At 71.4% G+C, this 20,528-nt stretch carries 14 protein-coding genes and 1 pseudogene; 3 read left to right on the plus strand and 12 right to left on the minus strand.

Translation table 11 applies throughout. The features are described 5' to 3' along the window. Positions 1-99 precede the first annotated feature (99 nt). The 3 genes from ABZ562_RS29825 to ABZ562_RS29835 all read right to left on the minus strand — a co-directional run bounded on the left by ABZ562_RS29825 (position 100) and on the right by ABZ562_RS29835 (position 4,418). The gene (locus ABZ562_RS29825; protein ID WP_361485440.1) at positions 100-1,119 is read right to left on the minus strand and encodes a tellurite resistance/C4-dicarboxylate transporter family protein; all 1,020 of its coding nucleotides are present in this window, start codon (positions 1,117-1,119) and stop codon (positions 100-102) included. A gap of 216 nt (positions 1,120-1,335) precedes the next feature. Beyond that, positions 1,336-3,903: an aminopeptidase N gene (gene pepN, locus ABZ562_RS29830; RefSeq protein WP_361485442.1), complete on the minus strand. Its 2,568-nt coding sequence runs from the start codon at positions 3,901-3,903 to the stop codon at positions 1,336-1,338. A gap of 155 nt (positions 3,904-4,058) precedes the next feature. Then, the gene (locus tag ABZ562_RS29835; protein ID WP_055554365.1) at positions 4,059-4,418 is read right to left on the minus strand and encodes a chorismate mutase; all 360 of its coding nucleotides are present in this window, start codon (positions 4,416-4,418) and stop codon (positions 4,059-4,061) included. 217 nt (positions 4,419-4,635) lie between these two features. On the opposite strand from ABZ562_RS29835, the gene ABZ562_RS29840 reads away from it, so the two are divergent. Next, positions 4,636-5,013 (plus strand): VOC family protein, encoded by a 378-nt coding sequence (locus ABZ562_RS29840; protein WP_361485445.1) that lies wholly within the window; start codon positions 4,636-4,638, stop codon positions 5,011-5,013. An 87-nt stretch (positions 5,014-5,100) separates the two neighbouring features. Here the strand turns inward: ABZ562_RS29840 and ABZ562_RS29845 are convergent. Together ABZ562_RS29845 and ABZ562_RS29850 are read right to left on the minus strand one after the other, a co-directional pair. Next, positions 5,101-6,227: pseudogene (locus ABZ562_RS29845) on the minus strand (transposase); the annotation flags it as partial. Between the two features lie 272 nt (positions 6,228-6,499). Then, positions 6,500-7,297, minus strand: a complete 798-nt coding sequence (locus tag ABZ562_RS29850; protein WP_361485447.1) for a serine protease — start codon at positions 7,295-7,297, stop codon at positions 6,500-6,502. Positions 7,298-7,511: 214 nt separating this feature from the next. On the opposite strand from ABZ562_RS29850, the gene ABZ562_RS29855 reads away from it, so the two are divergent. After that, positions 7,512-8,399 carry a hypothetical protein gene (locus tag ABZ562_RS29855; RefSeq protein ID WP_361485449.1) on the plus strand — a complete coding sequence of 296 codons (888 nt, stop codon included), beginning with the start codon at positions 7,512-7,514 and terminating at the stop codon, positions 8,397-8,399. Positions 8,400-8,458: 59 nt separating this feature from the next. Continuing rightward, positions 8,459-8,932 carry a PPOX class F420-dependent oxidoreductase gene (locus ABZ562_RS29860; protein ID WP_361485451.1) on the plus strand — a complete coding sequence of 158 codons (474 nt, stop codon included), beginning with the start codon at positions 8,459-8,461 and terminating at the stop codon, positions 8,930-8,932. A gap of 128 nt (positions 8,933-9,060) precedes the next feature. Here the strand turns inward: ABZ562_RS29860 and ABZ562_RS29865 are convergent, their stop codons facing one another. The 7 genes from ABZ562_RS29865 to trpB form a co-directional block, all read right to left on the minus strand. After that, the gene (locus ABZ562_RS29865; RefSeq protein WP_361485452.1) at positions 9,061-10,521 is read right to left on the minus strand and encodes a glutamate synthase subunit beta; all 1,461 of its coding nucleotides are present in this window, start codon (positions 10,519-10,521) and stop codon (positions 9,061-9,063) included. After that, on the minus strand, positions 10,514-15,058 hold the full coding sequence (gene gltB / locus ABZ562_RS29870; protein WP_361485454.1) for a glutamate synthase large subunit: 4,545 nt from the start codon (positions 15,056-15,058) through the stop codon (positions 10,514-10,516). The genes ABZ562_RS29865 and gltB overlap by 8 nt, the downstream gene beginning before the upstream one ends. A gap of 303 nt (positions 15,059-15,361) precedes the next feature. Beyond that, entirely contained in the window at positions 15,362-16,093 is a 732-nt protein-coding gene (locus ABZ562_RS29875) for a VIT1/CCC1 transporter family protein (RefSeq protein WP_361485456.1), read from the minus strand. 174 nt (positions 16,094-16,267) lie between these two features. Continuing rightward, entirely contained in the window at positions 16,268-17,290 is a 1,023-nt protein-coding gene (lgt, locus tag ABZ562_RS29880) for a prolipoprotein diacylglyceryl transferase (RefSeq protein ID WP_361485458.1), read from the minus strand. Between the two features lie 72 nt (positions 17,291-17,362). Further along, on the minus strand, positions 17,363-18,139 hold the full coding sequence (locus ABZ562_RS29885) for a thioredoxin domain-containing protein (protein ID WP_361485460.1): 777 nt from the start codon (positions 18,137-18,139) through the stop codon (positions 17,363-17,365). A 67-nt stretch (positions 18,140-18,206) separates the two neighbouring features. Further along, on the minus strand, positions 18,207-19,022 hold the full coding sequence (trpA, locus tag ABZ562_RS29890) for a tryptophan synthase subunit alpha (RefSeq protein ID WP_361485462.1): 816 nt from the start codon (positions 19,020-19,022) through the stop codon (positions 18,207-18,209). Then, complete coding sequence (trpB, locus tag ABZ562_RS29895; RefSeq protein WP_361485464.1) at positions 19,022-20,257, minus strand: tryptophan synthase subunit beta; 1,236 nt, start codon at positions 20,255-20,257, stop codon at positions 19,022-19,024. Before trpB ends, trpA begins: the two co-directional genes overlap by 1 nt. Positions 20,258-20,528 lie beyond the last annotated feature (271 nt).

Consider the following 20,528-nt stretch of genomic DNA (forward strand, 5'->3'; position numbering starts at 1 on the left):
TCGCGCGACAGCATCACTCGGGATTCGGCCACAAAGCCGCAGGTCTTTCGGCCATTTAGCATCACCTAGAGTGGTTTTTCCTTGCGGTTTGCCTTTTCTCTATCGGGCTTGGGGGCCGCCCGGAATATGACGGTGGACCAGTCCGGCCACGGACAGCGACCACACCCCCAGCGCCACCCAGGCCCCCAGGTGCCCGAGGAGCACCAGGGGGCGCAGGGCTTCGGCCGTGCCGAGGGCGATCGTGGACATCGCGTACATCCCGGTGGGGAAGACGATCGTCCACCAGGTGGGTTCGTACGCCAGCGGTATGCGGTGCCACAGATGCCGCCAGGCCCCGGCGGCCAGCAGCGGCGGCAGCAGACAGGTGGCCCAGGCCCACAGGGTGAGGAGGATGTCGCGGGTCAGGGCGGGGCCCAGGGCGGCGTCGAGCCCGGGGTGGGCGAGACGGGCGCCCGCCAGGAGGCTGATGGCGCAGGCCCCCATGGAGATCCAGTACGGCGGTGACAGCTCCCTCGGCCGGATGCCGAACCGCAGCAGCCGGCGGGCCACCAGGGTGGCCACCGCCGCGTACAGCAGCAGCCCGGCCGCCCAGGCGACCTCCGTACCCGGCAGGCCGCGGCCGGGCGTCGGCCCGGCCACCGCCAGCACCGCGGACTGGACACCCACCACGCACAGGAACCAGGTGCCCTCGGCCCGCCGCACCGCGCCGCCCGCGCCGTCGTCCGCGCCGATCCGGCGCACCACGCGCGCCACGCACCCCAGCAGGACGGTGCAGGCGGGGACGGCGACCAGGGTCAGCGCCGCCGCGGCCGCCCGCCACGGCCCGGGTGCCAGCCGGGCGGCGAGCACATCGGAGCCCGCGACGAAGGTGAAGAAGCCGAACACCCGTCCCGTGTCGCACAGATCGGCGGCCACCTCCCGCGGATAGCGCGTTACGCGCCACACCAGCCCCGCCAGCAGCCCGGCGTACAGCGCCACGGCCACCGCCAGCAGCGCGCCGGATAAGCGTGGCGCGCCCGCCGCCGCGAGTCCCTGGGACACGATCCCGGTCGCCATCACGGGGGCGAAGGCGGCGGGTGGCAGATTACGGGCTGTCGCCCCGTTCGTCGTCCGCGTCACGGCAGCAGGCTGCCATGGGCCGCGGTTCCGCGGATTTCTCCTTAAGCGGAGTTGGTTCGAGTTGGTCAATGGTGACCCATGTGTTGGTCCGTGCTTGACCTGACGCGGCTCTTCCCCCGGCTCGACCGGTCGCGGCCGGGGGGAGGTTGGGGCCGTTGAGGCGTGAAGTACCTCTACGAACAGGTGTTTCCCCCGGCCGGGCACGGTCCACGGTGGCTACGTGCCCTGCTTCTCCCGCACCAGCAGGGCGCGGCGCAGGTCGTCGAGCTGGTCCTCGAGGCGGCGGCGCAGGGCGGGGAGGAGGTCGGGGGCGGCCAGGCATTCCTCGCCGAGCCGCAGGGTCGTCGCGTCCACCGTCGTCGGGAAGCCGGAGCGGGCGATGGCGTCGGCGATGGCGGGTCCGCGCCGGGCGGCGGTGGCGGCGGCGTCGGTGAAGTAGCGCGGTACGTAGCCGGTGAGCACGTCGTGGTGTTCGGGCTGCCAGAAGCCGGTGGCGGTCGCGGTGACCAGGTAATTGGAGAGTGGGGTAAGCGCGGCGGTCTCGCCGAACAGGGCGTCCCAGGCGGCCTGTTTGGCGTCCGGGTCGGGAAGCGCGGCGCGGCAGCGGGCGGCGCCCTCCTGTCCGGTGGCGCTGGAGTCGCGGGCGAGTTCGGCGTCGATGTCGGCGGGGCCGGCGGCGCCGAGGACGGCGAGCCGGCCGAGGATCCGCCAGCGCAGTTCGGGGTCGAGGGCGGGACCGCCGGGGACGGTGTCGCCGTCGAGCCAGTCGCTCAGCTCGGCGGGGACGGTGGCGCTGGCGATGTGGACGCGTACGGCGGAGAGCCGCAGCCCGGGCCCGGAGCCGTCCTCGGTGCGGCGCAGCAGGTCGCGGCAGGTGGCGGCGATGGTGTTGAGGGCGGCGGGGCGCCGGCCGTCCGGCAGGTAGCGGTCGGCGATCTGGAAGCGGGCGAAGGCGAGGACGCCCTGGACGATCGCTATGTCGGTCTCGTGCGGGAGGTGGGCACGGACGGCGTCGAGGTAGTCGGCCGCCGGGAGGTCGCCGTCGCGCACCATGTCGCGGGCGGCGTTCCAGAGGGTGGCGCGGCTGACGGCGTCGGGGAGGCCGGAGAGGGCGCGGACGGCGGCCTTCCAGGAGCCGGGGTCGAGGCGGACCTTGGCGTAGGTCAGGTCGCCGTCGTTGAGGAGGAGCAGATCAGGGCGGGGGCCGGAGAAGGAGAGGTGGGCGGCGGAGTCGGCGCCGTCGAGTTCGACCTCGACGCGGTCGCGCAGCACGAGCTGGTGCGGGGCGGCGGGTGCGTGGTCGTAGAGGCCGATGGCGAGGCGGTGCGGGCGCCGGGGGGCGGGGTGCGGTCCGTCGTGGCCGCCGCCGTCGTGGCGGATCTCGGCGCTCCACCGGTCGCCGTGCGTGGTGACGGCGGGGGTGAGGGTGTCCACTCCGGTGGTGCGCAGCCAGGCGTCGGCCCAGGCGTGGACGTCGCGGTCGGAGGAGCGGGCGAGGGAGTCGAGGAAGTCGGCGAGGGTGGCGTTGCCGAAGCGGTGCCGGGCGAAGTGCTCGTTGATTCCGGCGAGGAAGTCCTTTTCGCCGAGCCAGGTGACGAGTTGGCGCAGCGCGGAGGCGCCCTTGGCGTAGGAGATGCCGTCGAAGTTGAGGCGGGCGGCTGCGGTGTCGGGGACCAGTTCGGGCGCGGGGGCGACGGGGTGGGTGGAGGGGCGCTGGTCGGCGTCGTACCCCCAGCTCTTGCGGCGGACGCCGAAGTCGGCCCAGGTGTCGGTGTAGCGGGTGGCCTCGGTGAGGATCTGGAAGCCCATGTACTCGGCGAAGGACTCATTCAGCCAGATGTCGTCCCACCACCGCATGGTGACGAGGTCGCCGAACCACATGTGGGCCATCTCGTGGGCGATGACCATGGCGCGGGTCTGGCGTTCGGCGTCGGTGACGGCGGAGCGGAAGACGAATTCGTCGCGGAAGGTGACGAGCCCGGGGTTCTCCATGGCGCCGGAGTTGAACTCGGGGACGAACGCCTGGTCGTAGGAGTCGAAGGGGTACGGCTCGTCGAAGATCTCGTGGTAGCGGTCGAAGCAGCGCCGGGTGATGTCGAACAGCTCGTCGGCGTCGGCTTCGAGGTGGGGGGCGAGCGAGCGGCGGACGTGCAGTCCGAAGGGCAGCCCGGCGTGCTCGGTGTGCACGGAGTGGTACGGGCCCGCGGCCAGCGCCATCAGATAGGTGCTGATGGGCGGGGTGGAGGCGAGCGTCCAGCGGCCGCCTGTGGGGTCGCCGTCGCGGGTGGCGATGCCGTTGCCGAGGACGGTCCACCAGGGCGGGGCGGTGACGCGCACGTCGAAGACGGCCTTGAGGTCGGGCTGGTCGAAGGCGGCGAAGACGCGGGGGGCGTCGGCCATGCAGCACATGGTGTAGAGGTAGGTCTCACCGTCGGCGGGGTCGGTGAAGCGGTGCATGCCCTCGCCGGTGTGCGAGTACGCCATGTCCGTCTCGACGCGCAGCTCGTGCTCGCCCTCGGCGAGGCCGGTGAGCGGGAGCCGGCCGTCGGCGATGACCCCGGCGGGGTCGAGCGCGAGGTCCTGTCCGTCGAGCACCGCCCGGTGCAGGGCGACGGGGTTCAGCTCCACGAAGGTGTCCGCCCCGGCCTCGCGGGTCTGGAAGCGGATGGTCGTGGTGGAGCCGAAGTGTTCGTCGCCGCGGGTGAGGTCGAGGTCGATCGTGTAGCGATGGACCTCGATGAGGCGGGCTCGGATCTGCGCTTCCTCGCGCGTCAGTACGGACATGGGGACATGCTGCCCTACCGGCGGTGGGCGGCACACGGCGCGAGGACCGGGCTCTATGGGTTCAGGGTCTGCCGGGCGCGGGCGCGGGGGCGGACGGGGGCGCACCACCGGTGTGCGCCCACGCCGTACGCCCGGCGGGCGGGGTCCGCGCCGGGTCAGGAGCGCGCGATCGTCTCGTGGTGACGGATGACCTCGGCGATGATGAAGTTGAGCAGCTTCTCGGCGAAAGCGGGATCGAGTTTGGCGCTTTCCGCCAGCTCGCGCAGCCGGGTGATCTGGCGGGCCTCACGGGCGGGGTCGGCCGGGGGCAGCTTGTGGGCGGCCTTGAGGTGACCGACCTGCTGGGTGCACTTGAAGCGCTCGGCGAGCATGTGGACCACGGCCGCGTCGATGTTGTCGATGCTGTCGCGCAGCCGGGCCAGCTCGGCGCGTACGGCGTTCTCCGCCTCGTCGGTCGTGCTCGTCGGGTCCGGCTGGCCGGGGCGGTCGGCGGGATCGGTCTCGCGGTGCGTCATGGCCCCCGACCCTATGCCAGCGGTCCCGGAACCTCGGCCCCGGGACCGCTCCGCCCCCGGTGGGGGGTTGTGAAGGGGACGGGGCGCTCTCCCCGGAGCGCGCTGCCCCCGGTGCGGCGCCTCCACCCTGCATGAGCCGTAAACGCGAGGCGGGGTTCCCTTTCGCCACCGGGTTTTTCCGCCCCGGCCGGTGCGCCCGGGCGTTAGTCTCACCGGCATGATCGCGACGCTTCAGTGCACCGTCATCGACTGTCCGGACCCCGCCGCGCTGGCCGCCTTCTACGGCGCGATCCTGGGATGGCGGGTGGATGACAGCGACCCGGAATGGGCGACCCTGACCTCGGCGGACGGGCAGCGGATCGCCTTCCAGCTGGCGCCGGACCACCAGTCGCCGCGCTGGCCGGACCCGGCGCGTCCGCAGCAGATGCACCTGGACTTCGACGTGCCGACGATCGAGGACGCGGAGCGGGCGCAGCGGGAGGTGATCGCGCTGGGGGCGACGTTCCTGCACGACAGCCGCGGGGAGCGGTCGGGCTTCCGGGTCTTCAGCGACCCGGCCGGGCACCCGTTCTGCCTCTGCTACGGCCAGATTTGAATGCTCCCCTCCCTGTAGGGAGGGGGCTCCCCCCTTCAGGGCGTGTGGGGATTCCTGGCTCAGGCCGCCTCCGGGAGCTGCGCTCCCGGAGTTCTTGTCTCTGGGGGAGACGGCTCCGCATGTGGTGCAGGTGTAGGGGCGTTCGGACAGTGGCATGGCGTGCTTGGTTCTCGCTCCGCACGATGCGCAGTCCATGGTGGTGTGCGCGGGGTGGACGAGGTGGATGCCCCTCCCGTGCTTGCGACACATCTCGATCAGCGCCTTCTTCGTTGCGCCAATCGCGGCGTCCGCCGCCTTCCGTGCCATCGAGGACCTGGCCAGGAACCTGGGCTTGAAGTCCTCGACCGCGATGGTGTCGTGATCGGCCACGACCCTCTTGGCCCACTTGCGGCCGGTGTCCTGCCGCTGCCTGGCGACCTTCGCGCAGGTCCTCGCTCGCCACTTCTTCGCCTCACGGTAGCCCTTGGAGGCGGCCTGCCCCTTCTGCGGTCTGCGGCGGGCCATCATCCGGTCATACCGGGTCAGCTGGGCCTGAGCCTTGCGGCCGTGCTGGGCGTGCGGGAGGTCGTGGGCGTCAGAGGTTGTGGTCGCGGTCTCCTTCACGCCCCAGTCCACTCCCAGCACCCGACCGGTCTCCATCAGCGGATGGACCTTCGCGGGGACTACAAACGAGCAATACCAGTGCCCGATGCAGTCCTGGTACACACGCACCGAGGAGGGCTCGACGGGCAGGTCCCGCGACCACACCACCGTCAACGCGATCCCGCCCGCCAGGTGCAGACGTCCGCCCTTCAGCCGGAACCCGCGCCGGGTGTAGTTCAGCGACGGCAAGGCCTCGCGCTTCTTCTTCCAGCGCGGCATACCGGCCCGCCGCCGCTGAGGCAGCCGCTCCCGGATGTCCTTGAGCGCCTTGGCACGGGACCTGCCGAAATCCCGGATCACCTGCTGCTGCGGAACACTCGACCCGCCCGCGAGCCACGGCATACGCTCCCGCGCCTCGGTCAGCATCTTGTCCAGTTGCGCCGGACCGCACGTCCGCTTCTCACCCGTGGCCTTGTTGTGCAGGTGGCCTTGGACTTGGCGACGCATTCGTTCCAGACCCACCGGCACCGGCTCCACTCCGCCAGCAGTGCCACACCTGCGGCCGAGCACACGCGAAGCCGATACGTGTACCGGGCATGCCCGGCCTTGCAGGCTTCACTTGGCGTCGTCATGCCGTCAAAGCGTCATGGTTGGCTTTTCACGCCGCATCCCGGCAGACCCACCCGAACGAGTGACCGACCAAGCCGCTGCGGCCCGACGGCCCCTCAACTCGCGCGGCGGCGATCCGGCTTCTCCTGCCCCGCCATGGGGGAAGCCAGATTCCTCCCCGGCTGAAGGGCCGGGGCCTCCTCCGGACATCCCGGTGACGCGGACCCGGCGCGCGCTGCCGCGCCGGGTCCCGTTCCGTGCCGTACCGTGCCGCTGAGCGGTGTGCCGAGGGGGGTCAGCCGCCGAGCTGGGCCGCGGCGGTCTTGATGTTCTGGGCGAAGGTGCTCACCTCGGTGTAGACACCGGGCTTGCCGGGCCGGGCGCAGCCGTCGCCCCAGCTGACGATGCCGACCTGGATCCACTGGCCGGCGTCGTCCTTGCGGAACATCGGGCCGCCGGAGTCGCCCTGGCAGGTGTCGACGCCGCCGGTGGACATCTTGCCCGCGCAGATCTCCTCGCCCGCGACGAGTTCGCTGTACGCCGACTTGCAGGTGGCGTCGTCGACGAACGGCACGGTGGCCTTGAGCAGATAGCGCTGCTGGGCGCCGCCCTCGGTCGCGGCGCCCCATCCGGCGACGGTGAAGTCGCCCTTGTTGTACGCGGTGGTCTCGGCGATCTTCAGCGTGGGCTGGTTGATCGGCTTGGCGAGCTTGATGAGGGCCCAGTCCTTGCCGGTGCCGTTGTACCCGGGGGCCTGCAGGACGCGGGTGGACTTGACCTTGACGGCGCTGGAGCTCTGGAGGTCGACGACGCCCGCGGTGGCGGTGATGGAGGTGTTGGCGCCGCTGCCGTCCACGCAGTGGGCGGCGGTGAGCACGATGTCCTGGGTGTAGAGCGCGCCGCCACAGCCCATGGAGAGCCGGACCATGAAGGGGAATTCACCCTGGGCGGCGCGGGTGCCGCCGACGACGGAGGGGCCGGGCTCGGGGCCGGTGGGCTGGGCCGTCGCGGTGCCCGGGGTGAGGCTGAACGCGGCGAGGGCGACCGCGCCGAGGGCCGCGGATCTCTTCAGGTGCTTCAGAGTGTTTCGCAACGGAAGTCCTCTCGTGGGGGGTTACGCAAAAATGTCAGGCCCATGCCAAATGGCAAGGCCTGCGTATGCCCTGCGATTATGTGAAGTCCGTGAACAGCCTGACAAGAGTGGTGTTCAGGCCAAGCGCACGTCCGGCCGCTGCCCGCGCTCCCCCGTCACCACCGCCCCGCGCGGCCTCCGCGCCGCCGCGCCCGGCCGCCCGTACAGTGGGCACGTGGCGGCACCGGGCAGCGACATCGAACACGGCTATCCGCACCTGGACACGGTCCGGGCCGCGATCGCCGCGCTCTACCGGCGGCTCTCCCGCGACACGGTGGACACCTTCGGGCTCAGCGTGGCCCCCGGCGACGTCGCCTTCGCCGACCAGGACGATCTGCACCTGGGCGTCCAGCGGGTGGCCCGGGTGATGGTGGGGCACATGCGGCTGCCGGACGCCCGGATGATCGTGAGCTTCCGCGAGATGCGGCACGCGGGGAACGTGGAGCTGGCGGCCGGGCCGGAGTACTTCATCGAGCTGAACTCCCGCTTCAAGACCCACCGCCGCGACATCGGGGCGGCCCTCGCCCACGAGGTCACCCATGTGTATCTGCACCGGCTCGACCTGGCCTTCCCCGGCACCCGCGACAACGAGATCCTCACCGACACCACCGCCGCCTACCTCGGCACCGGCTGGCTGCTGCTCGACGCGTACCGCCAGGACGCGGTCACCAGCCAGAAGCTGGGCTATCTGACGCCCGAGGAGTTCGGCTACGTCCTCGCCAAGCGGGCCCGGCTCTTCGGCGAGGACCCGGCGCCCTGGTTCACCAGCCCGCAGGCGTACGAGGCGTACGCCAAGGGGCTGGAGCTGGCCCGGCGCGACGAACGGCAGCCGCCGCTCGCCGCGGCCGGGTGGACGGGCCGCCACCGGTACGCCAAGGACCGCCGTTCGGCCCAGTCCGGTCACCCCTCCCCCACCGGGGGCGACTACGCCTTCGAAAGCGGTCCGCCGTTCAGCGTGTCGTTCCCCTGCCCGACCTGCCGTCAGCGCATCCGGCTCCCGGTGCGCGGCAGGCTGCGGGCGCGCTGCGGACTGTGCCGTACGGTCCTGGAGTGCGACACCTGAGCGACCCTGACGGGGGCGGGGCGACGCCGGGGCGCACTCCACGTCGTACCCTCGCGTGCATGAGCCCCTCCATCGCCACCAACACCCGTGTCGCCCGGGACGAGCTGCTGGAGTTCGTCCGCCCGCGCCACCGCGCCATCCTGATGACCCGCCGGACCGACGGCTCCCCGCAGGCGTCCCCGCTGACCTGCGGCGTCGACGACTCGGGCCGTATCGTCATGTCCACCTACCCCGAGCGGGCCAAGGTCCGCAACGCCAAGCGCGACGCGGCCGTCAGCCTGATCGTGCTGTCCGACGAGTGGAACGGCCCGTGGGTCCAGATCGACGGCACCGCCGAGGTGATCGACACCCCCGACTCGGTCGAACCGCTGGTCGAGTACTACCGCAACATCGCCGGTGAGCACCCGGACTGGGACGAGTACCGCTCGGCGATGCGCAAGCAGGGCAAGTCGCTGATCCGGGTCACCCCCGAGCGCTGGGGCCCGGTCGCCACCGGCGGCTTCCCCGCCCGGCTGGTGGAGGGCGAGGGATAAGGGCCGGTCGCCCGTTCCGGATTCGCGGATACGGGAAACGCCACGCGGCGCCCGCCCCCGGTCGGGTGGGGGAGGCGCCGCGCGGCCGGTCCGTACGCCGTTGTACGGGCGGAGACCTGGAAGAACCGTCAGACCATGAGGGCCCGGTCGGTGGGGCGGATCGGGGCGGGCAGGGCGCTGGCCCCGGCCAGGTAGCGGTCCACGCCGCGCGCCGCGGAGCGGCCCTCGGCGATGGCCCAGACGATCAGCGACTGGCCGCGGCCCGCGTCACCGGCGACGAAGACGCCCGGCACGTTGGTCGCGAAGTCGGCGTCGCGCGCGACGTTGCCGCGCTCGTCCAGCTCCAGGCCGAACTGCTCGACGAGGCCGTTCTCCCGGTCGGTGCCGGTGAAGCCCATGGCCAGGGTGACCAGCTGGGCCGGGATCCTCCGCTCGGTGCCCGGCTTCTGCTCCAGCTTGCCGTCCTTGAACTCCACCTCGGTCAGGTGCAGCCACTGGACGTTGCCGTCCTCGTCGCCCTCGAAGTGGGTGGTGGAGACGGAGTAGACCCGCTCGCCGCCCTCCTCGTGGGCCGAGGTGACCTTGTAGAGCATCGGGAAGGTGGGCCAGGGCTGGCCCTCGCTACGCTCCTCGCCCGGCTTGGGCATGATCTCCAGCTGGGTGACGGAGGCGGCGCCCTGCCGGTGGGCGGTGCCGACGCAGTCGGCGCCGGTGTCACCGCCGCCGATCACCACGACGTGCTTGCCCTCGGCGGTGATGGGGGGCGTGGTGAGGTCGCCCTCCTGCACCTTGTTGGCGAGCGGCAGGTACTCCATCGCGAAGTGGATGCCGTTCAGCTCGCGGCCCGGGACCTTCAGGTCGCGGGAGGTGGTGGCACCGGCCGCGATGACGACGGCGTCGTACCGCTTGCGCAGCTTGGCGGCGTCGATGTCGCGCCCGATCTCCGTCTCGGTGCGGAACTTGGTGCCCTCCGCGCGCATCTGCTCGATGCGGCGGTTGATGTGGCGCTTCTCCATCTTGAACTCGGGGATGCCGTAGCGCAGCAGCCCGCCGATGCGGTCGGCCCGCTCGTAGACGGCGACCGTGTGGCCGGCGCGGGTCAGCTGCTGGGCGGCGGCGAGTCCCGCCGGGCCCGAGCCGATGACGGCGACGGTCTTGCCGCTGAGCCGCTCGGGGGGCTGCGGGGTGACGTCGCCCGAGTCCCACGCCTTGTCGATGATGGTGACCTCGACGTTCTTGATGGTCACCGCGGGCTGGTTGATGCCGAGGACACACGCGGACTCGCACGGGGCGGGGCACAGCCGCCCGGTGAACTCCGGGAAGTTGTTGGTCGCGTGCAGCCGCTCGCTGGCCTCGCGCCAGTCCTCGCGGTAGGCGTAGTCGTTCCACTCGGGGATGAGGTTTCCGAGCGGACAGCCGTTGTGGCAGAACGGGATGCCGCAGTCCATGCACCGGCCGGCCTGCTTGCTGATGATCGGCAGCAGCGAACCGGGGACGTAGACCTCGTTCCAGTCCTTGACCCGCTCGTCCACCGGACGCGTCTTCGCGACCTCGCGGTCGGTGGTCAGGAAGCCCTTGGGGTCAGCCATTGGTCGCCGCCTCCATCATCTTCTCGGTGGTCTCGGACTCGGAGAGTCCGGCTCGCTCGGCGGCGTCCTTGGCGGCGAGCACGGCCTGGTACGTAGCGGGGATGATCTTGCTGAAGCGGGTCAGGGCGCGGTCCCAGTCGGCGAGCAGCGCGGCCGCGACGGTGGAGCCGGTCTCCTCCTGGTGGCGGCGCACAGCGTCGTGCAGCCACTGCTTGTCGGTGTCGTCCAGCTCACCGATGGCGTCGAGGAGAGCGCCGTTGACGTTGTCCCGGTCGAGGTCGATGACGTACGCGATGCCACCGGACATGCCGGCCGCGAAGTTGCGCCCGGTCGGGCCGAGGACGACGGCCCGGCCGCCGGTCATGTACTCGCAGCCGTGGTCGCCCACGCCCTCGGAGATCACGGTCGCGCCCGAGTTGCGGACGCAGAACCGCTCGCCGACCTTGCCGCGCAGGTACATCTCGCCGCCGGTCGCGCCGTACGCGAGGGTGTTGCCCGCGATGGTCGAGTACTCGGCGAGGTGGTCGGCGCCCCGGTCCGGGCGGACGATCACGCGGCCGCCGGACAGGCCCTTGCCGACGTAGTCGTTGGCGTCGCCCTCCAGCCGCAGCGTGACCCCGTGGGGCACGAACGCGCCGAAGGACTGGCCGGCCGAGCCGGTGAACGTGATGTCGATGGTGTCGTCCGGCAGACCCGCGCCGCCGAACTTCCGGGTCACCTCGTGGCCGAGCATGGTGCCGACGGTCCGGTTGATGTTGCGGATCGCGACCTGGGCCCGGACCGGCTGGGCGGCCTCGGCGGAGTCGGCGTTCAGCGCGTCGGCCGCGAGCTTGATCAGCTCGTTGTCCAGGGCCTTCGCCAGGCCGTGGTCCTGCTCGACCACCTGGTGGCGGACCGCGCCGTCGGGCAGCTCGGGGACGTACAGCAGCGGGGCGAGGTCCAGGCCGCGGGCCTTCCAGTGCCGCACGGCCCGGCTGGTGTCCAGCAGCTCGGCGTGACCGATGGCCTCGTCGAGGGTGCGGAAGCCCAGCTCGGCGAGGAGTTCACGGACCTCCTCGGCGATGAACCGGAAGAAGTTGACGACGAACTCGGCCTGGCCGCTGTAGCGCTCGCGCAGCACCGGGTTCTGGGTGGCGATGCCGACCGGGCAGGTGTCCAGGTGGCACACGCGCATCATCACGCAGCCGGAGACGACCAGCGGCGCGGTGGCGAAGCCGAACTCCTCGGCGCCGAGCAGCGCGGCGATCACCACGTCGCGGCCGGTCTTCAGCTGGCCGTCGGTCTGCACGACGATGCGGTCGCGCAACCCGTTGAGCAGCAGGGTCTGCTGGGTCTCGGCGAGGCCCAGCTCCCAGGGGCCGCCCGCGTGCTTGAGCGAGGTGAGCGGCGAGGCGCCGGTGCCACCGTCGTGGCCGGAGATCAGCACCACGTCGGCGTGGGCCTTGGACACGCCCGCGGCGACGGTGCCGACGCCGACCTCGGAGACCAGCTTGACGTGAATGCGCGCCTTGGGGTTGGCGTTCTTCAGGTCGTGGATCAGCTGGGCGAGGTCCTCGATGGAGTAGATGTCGTGGTGCGGCGGCGGGGAGATCAGGCCGACGCCGGGCGTCGAGTGCCGGGTCTTCGCCACCCACGGGTACACCTTGTGCCCGGGCAGCTGGCCGCCCTCGCCGGGCTTGGCGCCCTGCGCCATCTTGATCTGGATGTCATCGGAGTTGACCAGGTATTCGCTGGTCACGCCGAAGCGGCCGGAGGCGACCTGCTTGATGGCGGAGCGCCGCGCCGGGTCGTGCAGCCGCTCGGAGTCCTCGCCGCCCTCACCCGTGTTGGACTTGCCGCCCAGCTGGTTCATGGCGATGGCCAGGGTCTCGTGCGCCTCCTGGGAGATGGACCCGTAGCTCATGGCGCCGGTGGAGAACCGCTTGACGATCTCCTCGACCGACTCGACCTCCTCGATCGGGATCGAGGGCCGCTCGCCGTCCTTGAAGGAGAACAGGCCGCGCAGCGTCATCAGCCGCTCGGACTGCTCGTTCACCCGCTCGGTGTACTTCTTGAAGATGTCGTAGCGGCGCGCGCGGGTGGAGTGCTGGAGCCGGAAGACCGTCTCCGGGTCGAACAGGTGCGGCTCGCCCTCGCGCCGCCACTGGTACTCGCCGCCGATGTCCAGCGCGCGGTGCGCGGAGGGGATGCCGGTGGCCGGGTACGCCTTGGCGTGCCGGGCGGCGACCTCCTTGGCGACGATGTCCAGGCCCGTGCCGCCGATCTTGGTGGCGGTGCCGTGGAAGTAGGTCTCCACGAAGGACTCGTCCAGGCCGACGGCCTCGAAGACCTGGGCGCCGCGGTAGGAGGCCACGGTGGAGATGCCCATCTTGGACATCACCTTCAGCACGCCCTTGCCGAGCGCCTTGATCAGGTTCTTGATCGCGGTCTCGGCCTCCATCTCCGGCAGGAAGGTTCCCGCGCGGACCAGGTCCTCGACCGACTCCATCGCCAGGTACGGGTTGACGGCCGCGGCACCGTAGCCGATGAGCAGCGCGACATGGTGCACCTCGCGCACGTCGCCCGCCTCGACCAGCAGCCCCACCTGGGTGCGCTGCTTGGTGCGGATGAGGTGGTGGTGGACGGCGGAGGTGAGCAGCAGCGAGGGGATCGGCGCGTGCTCGGCGTCCGAGTGGCGGTCGGAGAGCACGATCAGCCGGGCGCCGTCCTCGATGGCGGCCTCCGCCTCGGCGCAGATCTCGGCCAGCCGCGCGGCGAGCGCGTCGCCACCGCCGCCGACCCGGTAGAGACCGGAGAGGTTGGCGGCCTTCAGACCCGGCATGTCGCCGTCGGCGTTGATGTGGATGAGCTTGGCCAGCTCATCGTTGTCGATCACCGGGAAGGGCAGGGTGACGCTGCGGCAGGAGGCCGCGGTCGGCTCCAGGAGATTGCCCTGCGGGCCCAGCGAGGAGATCAGCGAGGTGACCAGCTCCTCGCGGATCGCGTCCAGCGGCGGGTTGGTGACCTGCGCGAACAGCTGGGTGAAGTAGTCGAACAGCAGCCGCGGCCGGTCGGAGAGGGCGGCGATCGGCGAGTCCGTGCCCATCGAGCCGATCGGCTCGGCGCCGGCCTTGGCCATCGGCGCGAGCAGGACCCGCAGCTCCTCCTCGGTGTAGCCGAAGGTCTGCTGGCGGCGGGTGACCGAGGCGTGGGTGTGCACGATGTGCTCACGCTCGGGCAGGTCCGCCAGGTCGATCAGCCCGGCCTCCAGCCAGTCGCCGTACGGCTGCTCGCCGGCCAGCTCGGCCTTGATCTCGTCGTCCTCGATGATCCGGTGCTCGGAGGTGTCCACCAGGAACATCCGGCCCGGCTGCAGCCGGCCCTTGCGGACCACCTTGGCCGGGTCGATGTCCAGGACACCGACCTCGGAGGACAGCACGACCAGCCCGTCGTCGGTGACCCAGTAGCGGCCCGGCCGCAGGCCGTTGCGGTCCAGCACGGCGCCGACCTGGGTGCCGTCGGTGAAGGTGACACAGGCCGGGCCGTCCCAGGGCTCCATCATCGTGGAGTGGTACTGGTAGAAGGCGCGCCGGGCCGGGTCCATCGAGGGGTGGTTCTCCCACGCCTCGGGGACCATCATCAGCACCGAGTGCGGCAGCGAGCGGCCGCCGAGGTGCAGCAGCTCCAGGACCTCGTCGAAGGTCGCGGAGTCGGAGGCGTCCGGGGTGCAGAGCGGGAAGATCCGGTCCAGCCCCTTGTCCCCGAACAGGTCGCTGACCAGCTGGGATTCGCGCGCCCGCATCCAGTTGCGGTTGCCCTGCACGGTGTTGATCTCACCGTTGTGGGCGACGAAGCGGTACGGGTGGGCCAGCGGCCAGCTCGGGAAGGTGTTCGTGGAGAACCGGGAGTGGACCAGCGCGATGGCCGTGGCGAAACGGCGGTCGGACAGATCCGGGAAGAACGGCTCCAGCTGACCGGTGGTCAGCATCCCCTTGTAGACCAGGGTGCGGGAGGACAGCGACGGGAAGTACACGCCGGCCTCGCGCTCGGCGCGCTTGCGCAGCATGAACGCCTTGCGGTCCAGGGCCAGCCCGCTGCTGGCCCCGTCCGCGACGAAGAGCTGGCGGAAGGCGGGCATGGTGGTGCGCGCGCCGTTGCCCAGCAGCTCGGGCGCGACCGGCACCTCGCGCCAGCCGAGGACGGTCAGCTCCTCCTCGGCGGCGAGCCTCTCGATGTGCTCCGCGGCCGCGTCGTCCCCTGCCTCGGGGAGGAACGCGATGCCCACGGCGTACGAACCGGCCTCGGGAAGCTCGAAGTCGGTCACGTCCCGCAGGAAGGCGTCCGGGACCTGTACGAGAATGCCCGCGCCGTCGCCCGAGTCGGGCTCCGAACCGGTGGCTCCGCGGTGCTCAAGGTTCCGTAGAACGGTGAGAGCCTGCTCAACGAGCTCGTGGCTGGCCTCGCCGGTGAGGGTCGCCACAAAGCCGACGCCACAGGCGTCGTGCTCATTGCGCGGGTCGTACATCCCCTGTCGGGCGGGGTGGGATGCGGAACGCATCGGCTCTCCCGTCGTCGTCATGGCATTTTGCGTGTGCCGAGGGACGACGTTGGCCCTCCGCGAGAATTTCGTGCAGGTTACATGATGAGCCGGTTCTCGGGAAGTGGATATTCCGTTTCACCATGTGGACACCCCTGCACGGGGTCGAGTCGGGCGATGGGGACTGTTCGACCACCGTCGCCCCGGCGCGAGACGGGCCACACTGCCCGAGCGCTTCGGCTTTATGCCCGCTGGTAAAGGAATCGAAACCGCCGAGTAACAGCGTAATGATGCGGTCACTCGCATGAGAGGCCGACCGAGGGGTCAGCCTACGGCCGTACCGAAGAATGTGCCGAGGGCATATGTCACACCGGCCGCCGCGCCGCCCAGCGCGAGCTGCCGAAGCCCGCTGTACCACCAGGGCCGGGCCGTCACCCGGGCCACCACCGCGCCGCAGGCGAACAGCCCGATCAGCGCCAGCAGCACCGCGGGCCACAGCGCCACCGCGCCCAGCAGGTACGGGAGCACCGGCAGCAGCGCGCCCAGCGCGAACGAGCCGAACGAGGACACCGAGGCGACCAGCGGCGACGGCAGATCGTCCGGGTTCACGCCCAGCTCCTCGCGGGCGTGTATCTCCAGCGCCTGCTCCGGGTCCTTCGACAGCTGGGCGGCCACCTCGCGGGCCAGCGCCGGCTTCACGCCCCGCGACTCGTACAGCGCCGCCAGCTCCGCCATCTCGTCCGCCGGGTGCTTGCGCAGCTCACGCCGCTCGACCTCCAGCTCGGCCTCGACCAGCTCGCGCTGGGAGGCGACGGAGGTGTACTCACCGGCCGCCATCGAGAACGCACCGGCGGCGAGCCCCGCCAGCCCGGTGATCACGATGGTCTGCCGGTCCACGGCCCCGCCGGCGACGCCGGTCATCAGCGCGAGGTTCGAGACCAGCCCGTCCATGGCCCCGAAGACGGCCGGGCGCAGCCAGCCGCCGTTCACATCCCGGTGCGTGTGGTTGTCACGGTGGGCGATATGCGGTGACTCGATGGTGTCGATGACGGACATAGGTGACGTGCTCCCTTCGCGGGCGCAAGCCTGCCGCCCGCGCCCCAATGACTCGAAGGTAGACACGGGATCCCTGGTCGCGCCAGCAAGGAAGGCCGAACTTACCCTTCTGACCTGCGGAAACGTAAAAAGGCCGCCGAAACCCGAGGGTTCGGCGGCCTCTTGGCGCAGGGGTCAGGGCTTCTTGGTGGCCTCCGCCTCGGCGGGAGCCTCCGCCTCGCCACCGCCCCCGGGATGTGCCTCGCTCTCGGCCTTCGCCCCGGCCTCGGTCTTCGCCCCGGCCTCGGCGTTCGTCTCGCTCTCGGCCTTCGTCCCGGCGCCGGTCCCGGCCTCGGCTTCGGTGGCCTCCGCGGCATCCCCCGCCGCGCCGGCCTCCACCGCGGCGGGTTCGACGACCGCCTCCCGGCCGGGGGCCTTCTTCGCGGAGATCACCAGGTACGCCACCGCGCCCAGGAAGACGATGATGGACGTCCAGCCGTTGAGCCGCAGGCCCAGGAAGTGGTGGGCGTCGTCCACCCGCAGGTATTCGGTCCAGAAGCGCCCGACGGTGTAGGCGGCCACATAGAGGGCAAACGCCCGGCCATGGCCCAGCTTGAAGCGGCGGTCCGCCCAGATCACCAGCAGCGCCACGCCGACGCACCACAGCGACTCGTACAGGAACGTCGGGTGGTACGTGCCGGCGACGCGCCCGGTGGCCGGGTCGGCGTCGATCTTCAGCGCCCAGGGCAGGGTGGTCGGCTTGCCGTACAGCTCCTGGTTGAACCAGTTGCCCCAGCGGCCGATCGCCTGGGCGAAGGCGATACCGGGCGCGATCGCGTCCGCGTACGCCGGGAGCGGGATGCCCCGGCGGCGGCAGCCGATCCAGGCGCCCACCGCGCCGAGCGCGATCGCCCCCCAGATCCCCAGGCCGCCCTGCCAGATCTTGAAGGCGTCGACCCAGTCCCGGCCCGCGGTGAAGTACAGCTCGTAGTCGGTGATGACGTGATAGAGCCGCCCTCCCACCAGGCCGAAGGGCACCGCCCAGACGGCGATGTCGGCAACGGTGCCGACCTGGCCGCCGCGGGCGACCCAGCGCCGCCCACCGAGCCAGACGGCGACGAAAACGCCGATGATGATGCAGAACGCGTAGCCGCGCAGCGGGATCGGACCGAGGTGGATCACGCCGGAAGACGGGCTGGGAATGTAAGCGAGGTTCATGACAGGGTCGACGCTACCGTGCCGGGCGGCGGATGCGGCAACCTGCCCGGCACAACGTGTGGATAACGGGTCTCAGCCCTTGGCCGCCGCGGCGACCATCCGCTTCAGCTTGTTGGGCGACAGCGGGGTTTTCGGGCCGTAAATCGACTTTCCGTCGAGCAATACGGTCGGGGTCGAAGCGAAACCGGCACGGTTGAAGTCGGCGTGGGACTTCCTGACCCATCCGTCGTGCCGGCCGTCCTCGACACACTTCTTGAACGCCGCCGTGCTGAGCCCGGGCACCTTGTCCGCCAGCCGGATCAGCCTGGCGTTCTTCGCGTACGCGTCCCGGGTCTCCTCCGGCTGGTTCTTGAACAGCACGTCGTGGTACGCGCGGAACTTGCCCGCGTCCTGGGCGCACGCGGCCGCGTTCGCCGCGCGCACCGAGCCGGTGCCGCCCAGGTTGCCGTCGATGATGGCCACGAGGTGGTACCGCACCCGCATCCGGCCGCGGTCCTCCAGCTCGTTCACGGTCCGGTGGAAGGCGTCCTCGAACTGCTTGCAGCCGGGGCAGCGGAAGTCCTCGTACACGGTCAGGGTGGCCGGGGCGCCCCGCTTCCCGGCCGGAATGACCAGATCGCCCTTCCCCGTCGCGCCCCGGGGCGGCTCGGCGGAGCTGCCCGACTTCCCCGAGTCCTGGTTCACCTTGGTCGCGAACACGCCCACACCGCCGGCCACCGCGAGGACGGCGACCACCGCCCCGGCCACGCCGAGCGTCCGCTTCCGCTTGCCGCGCGCCCTGTCCTTCTCGCGCTGTTCCCGCAGTCGCTCCCGGGCGCTGCGCTTTCCCTCACGGTTTTTCTGGCTCACGCCCTCGCCTAACGAGGCGGAGGGGCACCGCTCGGCCCCTCCGCCCCGTTTTCCCTCTAACGAGGGACTAACCAGCGGTCCTGACGCCCTCCGCCAGCTCGCCCGCGAGCCGGCGCACGCCCTCCAGCCCGGCCTCCGGGCTCTCGGCGTCCAGCAGCCGCTTCACGAAGGCCGACCCGACGATGACCCCGTCGGCGAACGCGGCGACCTCGGCGGCCTGCATGGGGTTGGACACCCCGAGCCCGACGCACACCGGCAGCGCGGTGGTCGCACGGGTGCGCGTGACCAGCTCGCGCGCCTCCTGCCCTACCGATTCCCTCGTTCCGGTGACGCCCATCAGGGACGCGGCGTAGACGAAGCCGCTGCCCGCCGCCGTGATCTTCGCCAGCCGCTCGTCCCGGCTGCTCGGCGCGACCACGAAGACCGTGGCCAGCCCGTGCTGCTCGGCGGCCTTGCGCCACACCTCGGACTCCTCGACCGGCAGGTCCGGCAGGATGCACCCGGCGCCGCCCACCGCCGCCAGGTCCGCGGCGAAGCGCTCGACGCCGTACCGGTCGACGGGGTTCCAGTAGGTCATGCACAGGATCGGCGCGCCCGTAGCGGCGTGCACCTCCCCCACCGTCCGGATCACGTCGCGGATCTTCACCCCGCCCTTGAGGGCGATGTCGTCCGCGGTCTGGATCACCGGCCCGTCCAGCACCGGGTCGCTGTGCGGCAGCCCGACCTCGACGACGTCGCAGCCGCCCTCGATCATGGCGGTCATCGCGGCCACGCCGCCGTCCACGGTCGGGAAACCGGCGGGCAGGTAGCCGACGAGCGCCGCGCGGCCCTCGTCCTTGGCCTTGGCCAGTACGGACCCCAGCAGCTCCAGATTCCCGGCCATCACTTGGCTCCCTCGTCGTACAGCCCGAAATACCGCGCCGCGGTGTCCATGTCCTTGTCGCCCCGCCCGGACAGGTTCACCAGCACCAGTCCCTCACTGCCCAGCTCCCGCCCGAGGTCCAGCGCCCCGGCCAGCGCGTGCGCGCTCTCGATCGCCGGGATGATCCCCTCGGTCTGCGAGAGCAGCCGCAGCGCCTGCATCGCCTGGTCGTCCGTGACGGCCCGGTACTCGGCCCGCCCGGCGTCCTTCAGATAGGCGTGCTCGGGGCCGACGCCGGGGTAGTCAAGACCGGCCGAGATCGAGTACGGCTCGGTGATCTGCCCGTCCTCGTCCTGCAGCACGTACGAGCGCGACCCGTGCAGAATCCCCGGCTCGCCCTGGCTCAGCGTCGCGGCGTGCTCACCGGACTCCACGCCGTGCCCGGCGGGCTCGAACCCCACGATGCGCACGCTCTCGTCCGGCAGGAACGCGTGGAACAGCCCGATCGCGTTCGACCCGCCGCCCACGCACGCCGCCACCGCGTCCGGCAGCCGCCCGGTCCGCTCCAGGATCTGCCGCCGCGCCTCCACGCCGATCACCCGGTGGAAGTCCCGCACCAGCGCCGGGAACGGATGCGGCCCGGCGACGGTCCCGAACAGGTAGTGGGTGCGGTCCACATTGGCGACCCAGTCGCGGAACGCCTCGTTGATGGCGTCCTTCAGCGTCCTGCTGCCCGACTTCACGGCGATGACCTCGGCGCCCAGCATCCGCATCCGCGCCACGTTGAGCGCCTGCCGCTCGGTGTCGACCTCGCCCATGTAGATCGTGCAGTCGAGCCCGAACAGCGCACACGCGGTCGCGGTGGCCACCCCGTGCTGGCCCGCGCCGGTCTCGGCGATGACCCGGGTCTTGCCCATGCGCCGGGTGAGCAGGGCCTGCCCCAGCACGTTGTTGATCTTGTGCGATCCGGTGTGGTTCAGGTCCTCCCGCTTCAGGAAGACCCGCGCGCCCCCGGCATGCTCGGCGAACCGCGGCACCTCGGTCAGGGCGCTGGGCCGCCCCGTGTAGTTGACCAGCAGATCCTCGAGCTCGGCCGCGAAGGCCGGGTCGGCCTTCGCCTTGGCGTACTCCGCGGCGACCTCATCGACCGCGGCGACGAGCGCCTCGGGGATGAACTTGCCGCCGAACGCACCGAAATACCCCTCGGTGCTGGGGATCTGACCCTCGGGGTCCGGAATGAAGAAATCAGAGGACATCAGACGTACTCCGCGAAGTCGTGATGAACGGAACGGCCCACCGGACGGGTGGCCGCCTGCGCAACGGGAAGGGACGGGGTCGCGGGGGCGCCCGGACGCCGGCGTGGACGCGGCGGCGCCGTGGCAGCGCGCTGTCAGCGCATGCGGCAACGTGCCGTCAGCGCACCGGCGACGAACCCCGGCGCACCCCGCGACAGCCCGTCCTCAACGCCATCGGCGCCCGTTGACCTGTCCCGGCTCGCATCCGATGTGATAGCGCACGCGACGCCCC

This window comes from Streptomyces sp. NPDC019937 (assembly GCF_040631655.1).
Taxonomy (GTDB): domain Bacteria; phylum Actinomycetota; class Actinomycetes; order Streptomycetales; family Streptomycetaceae; genus Streptomyces.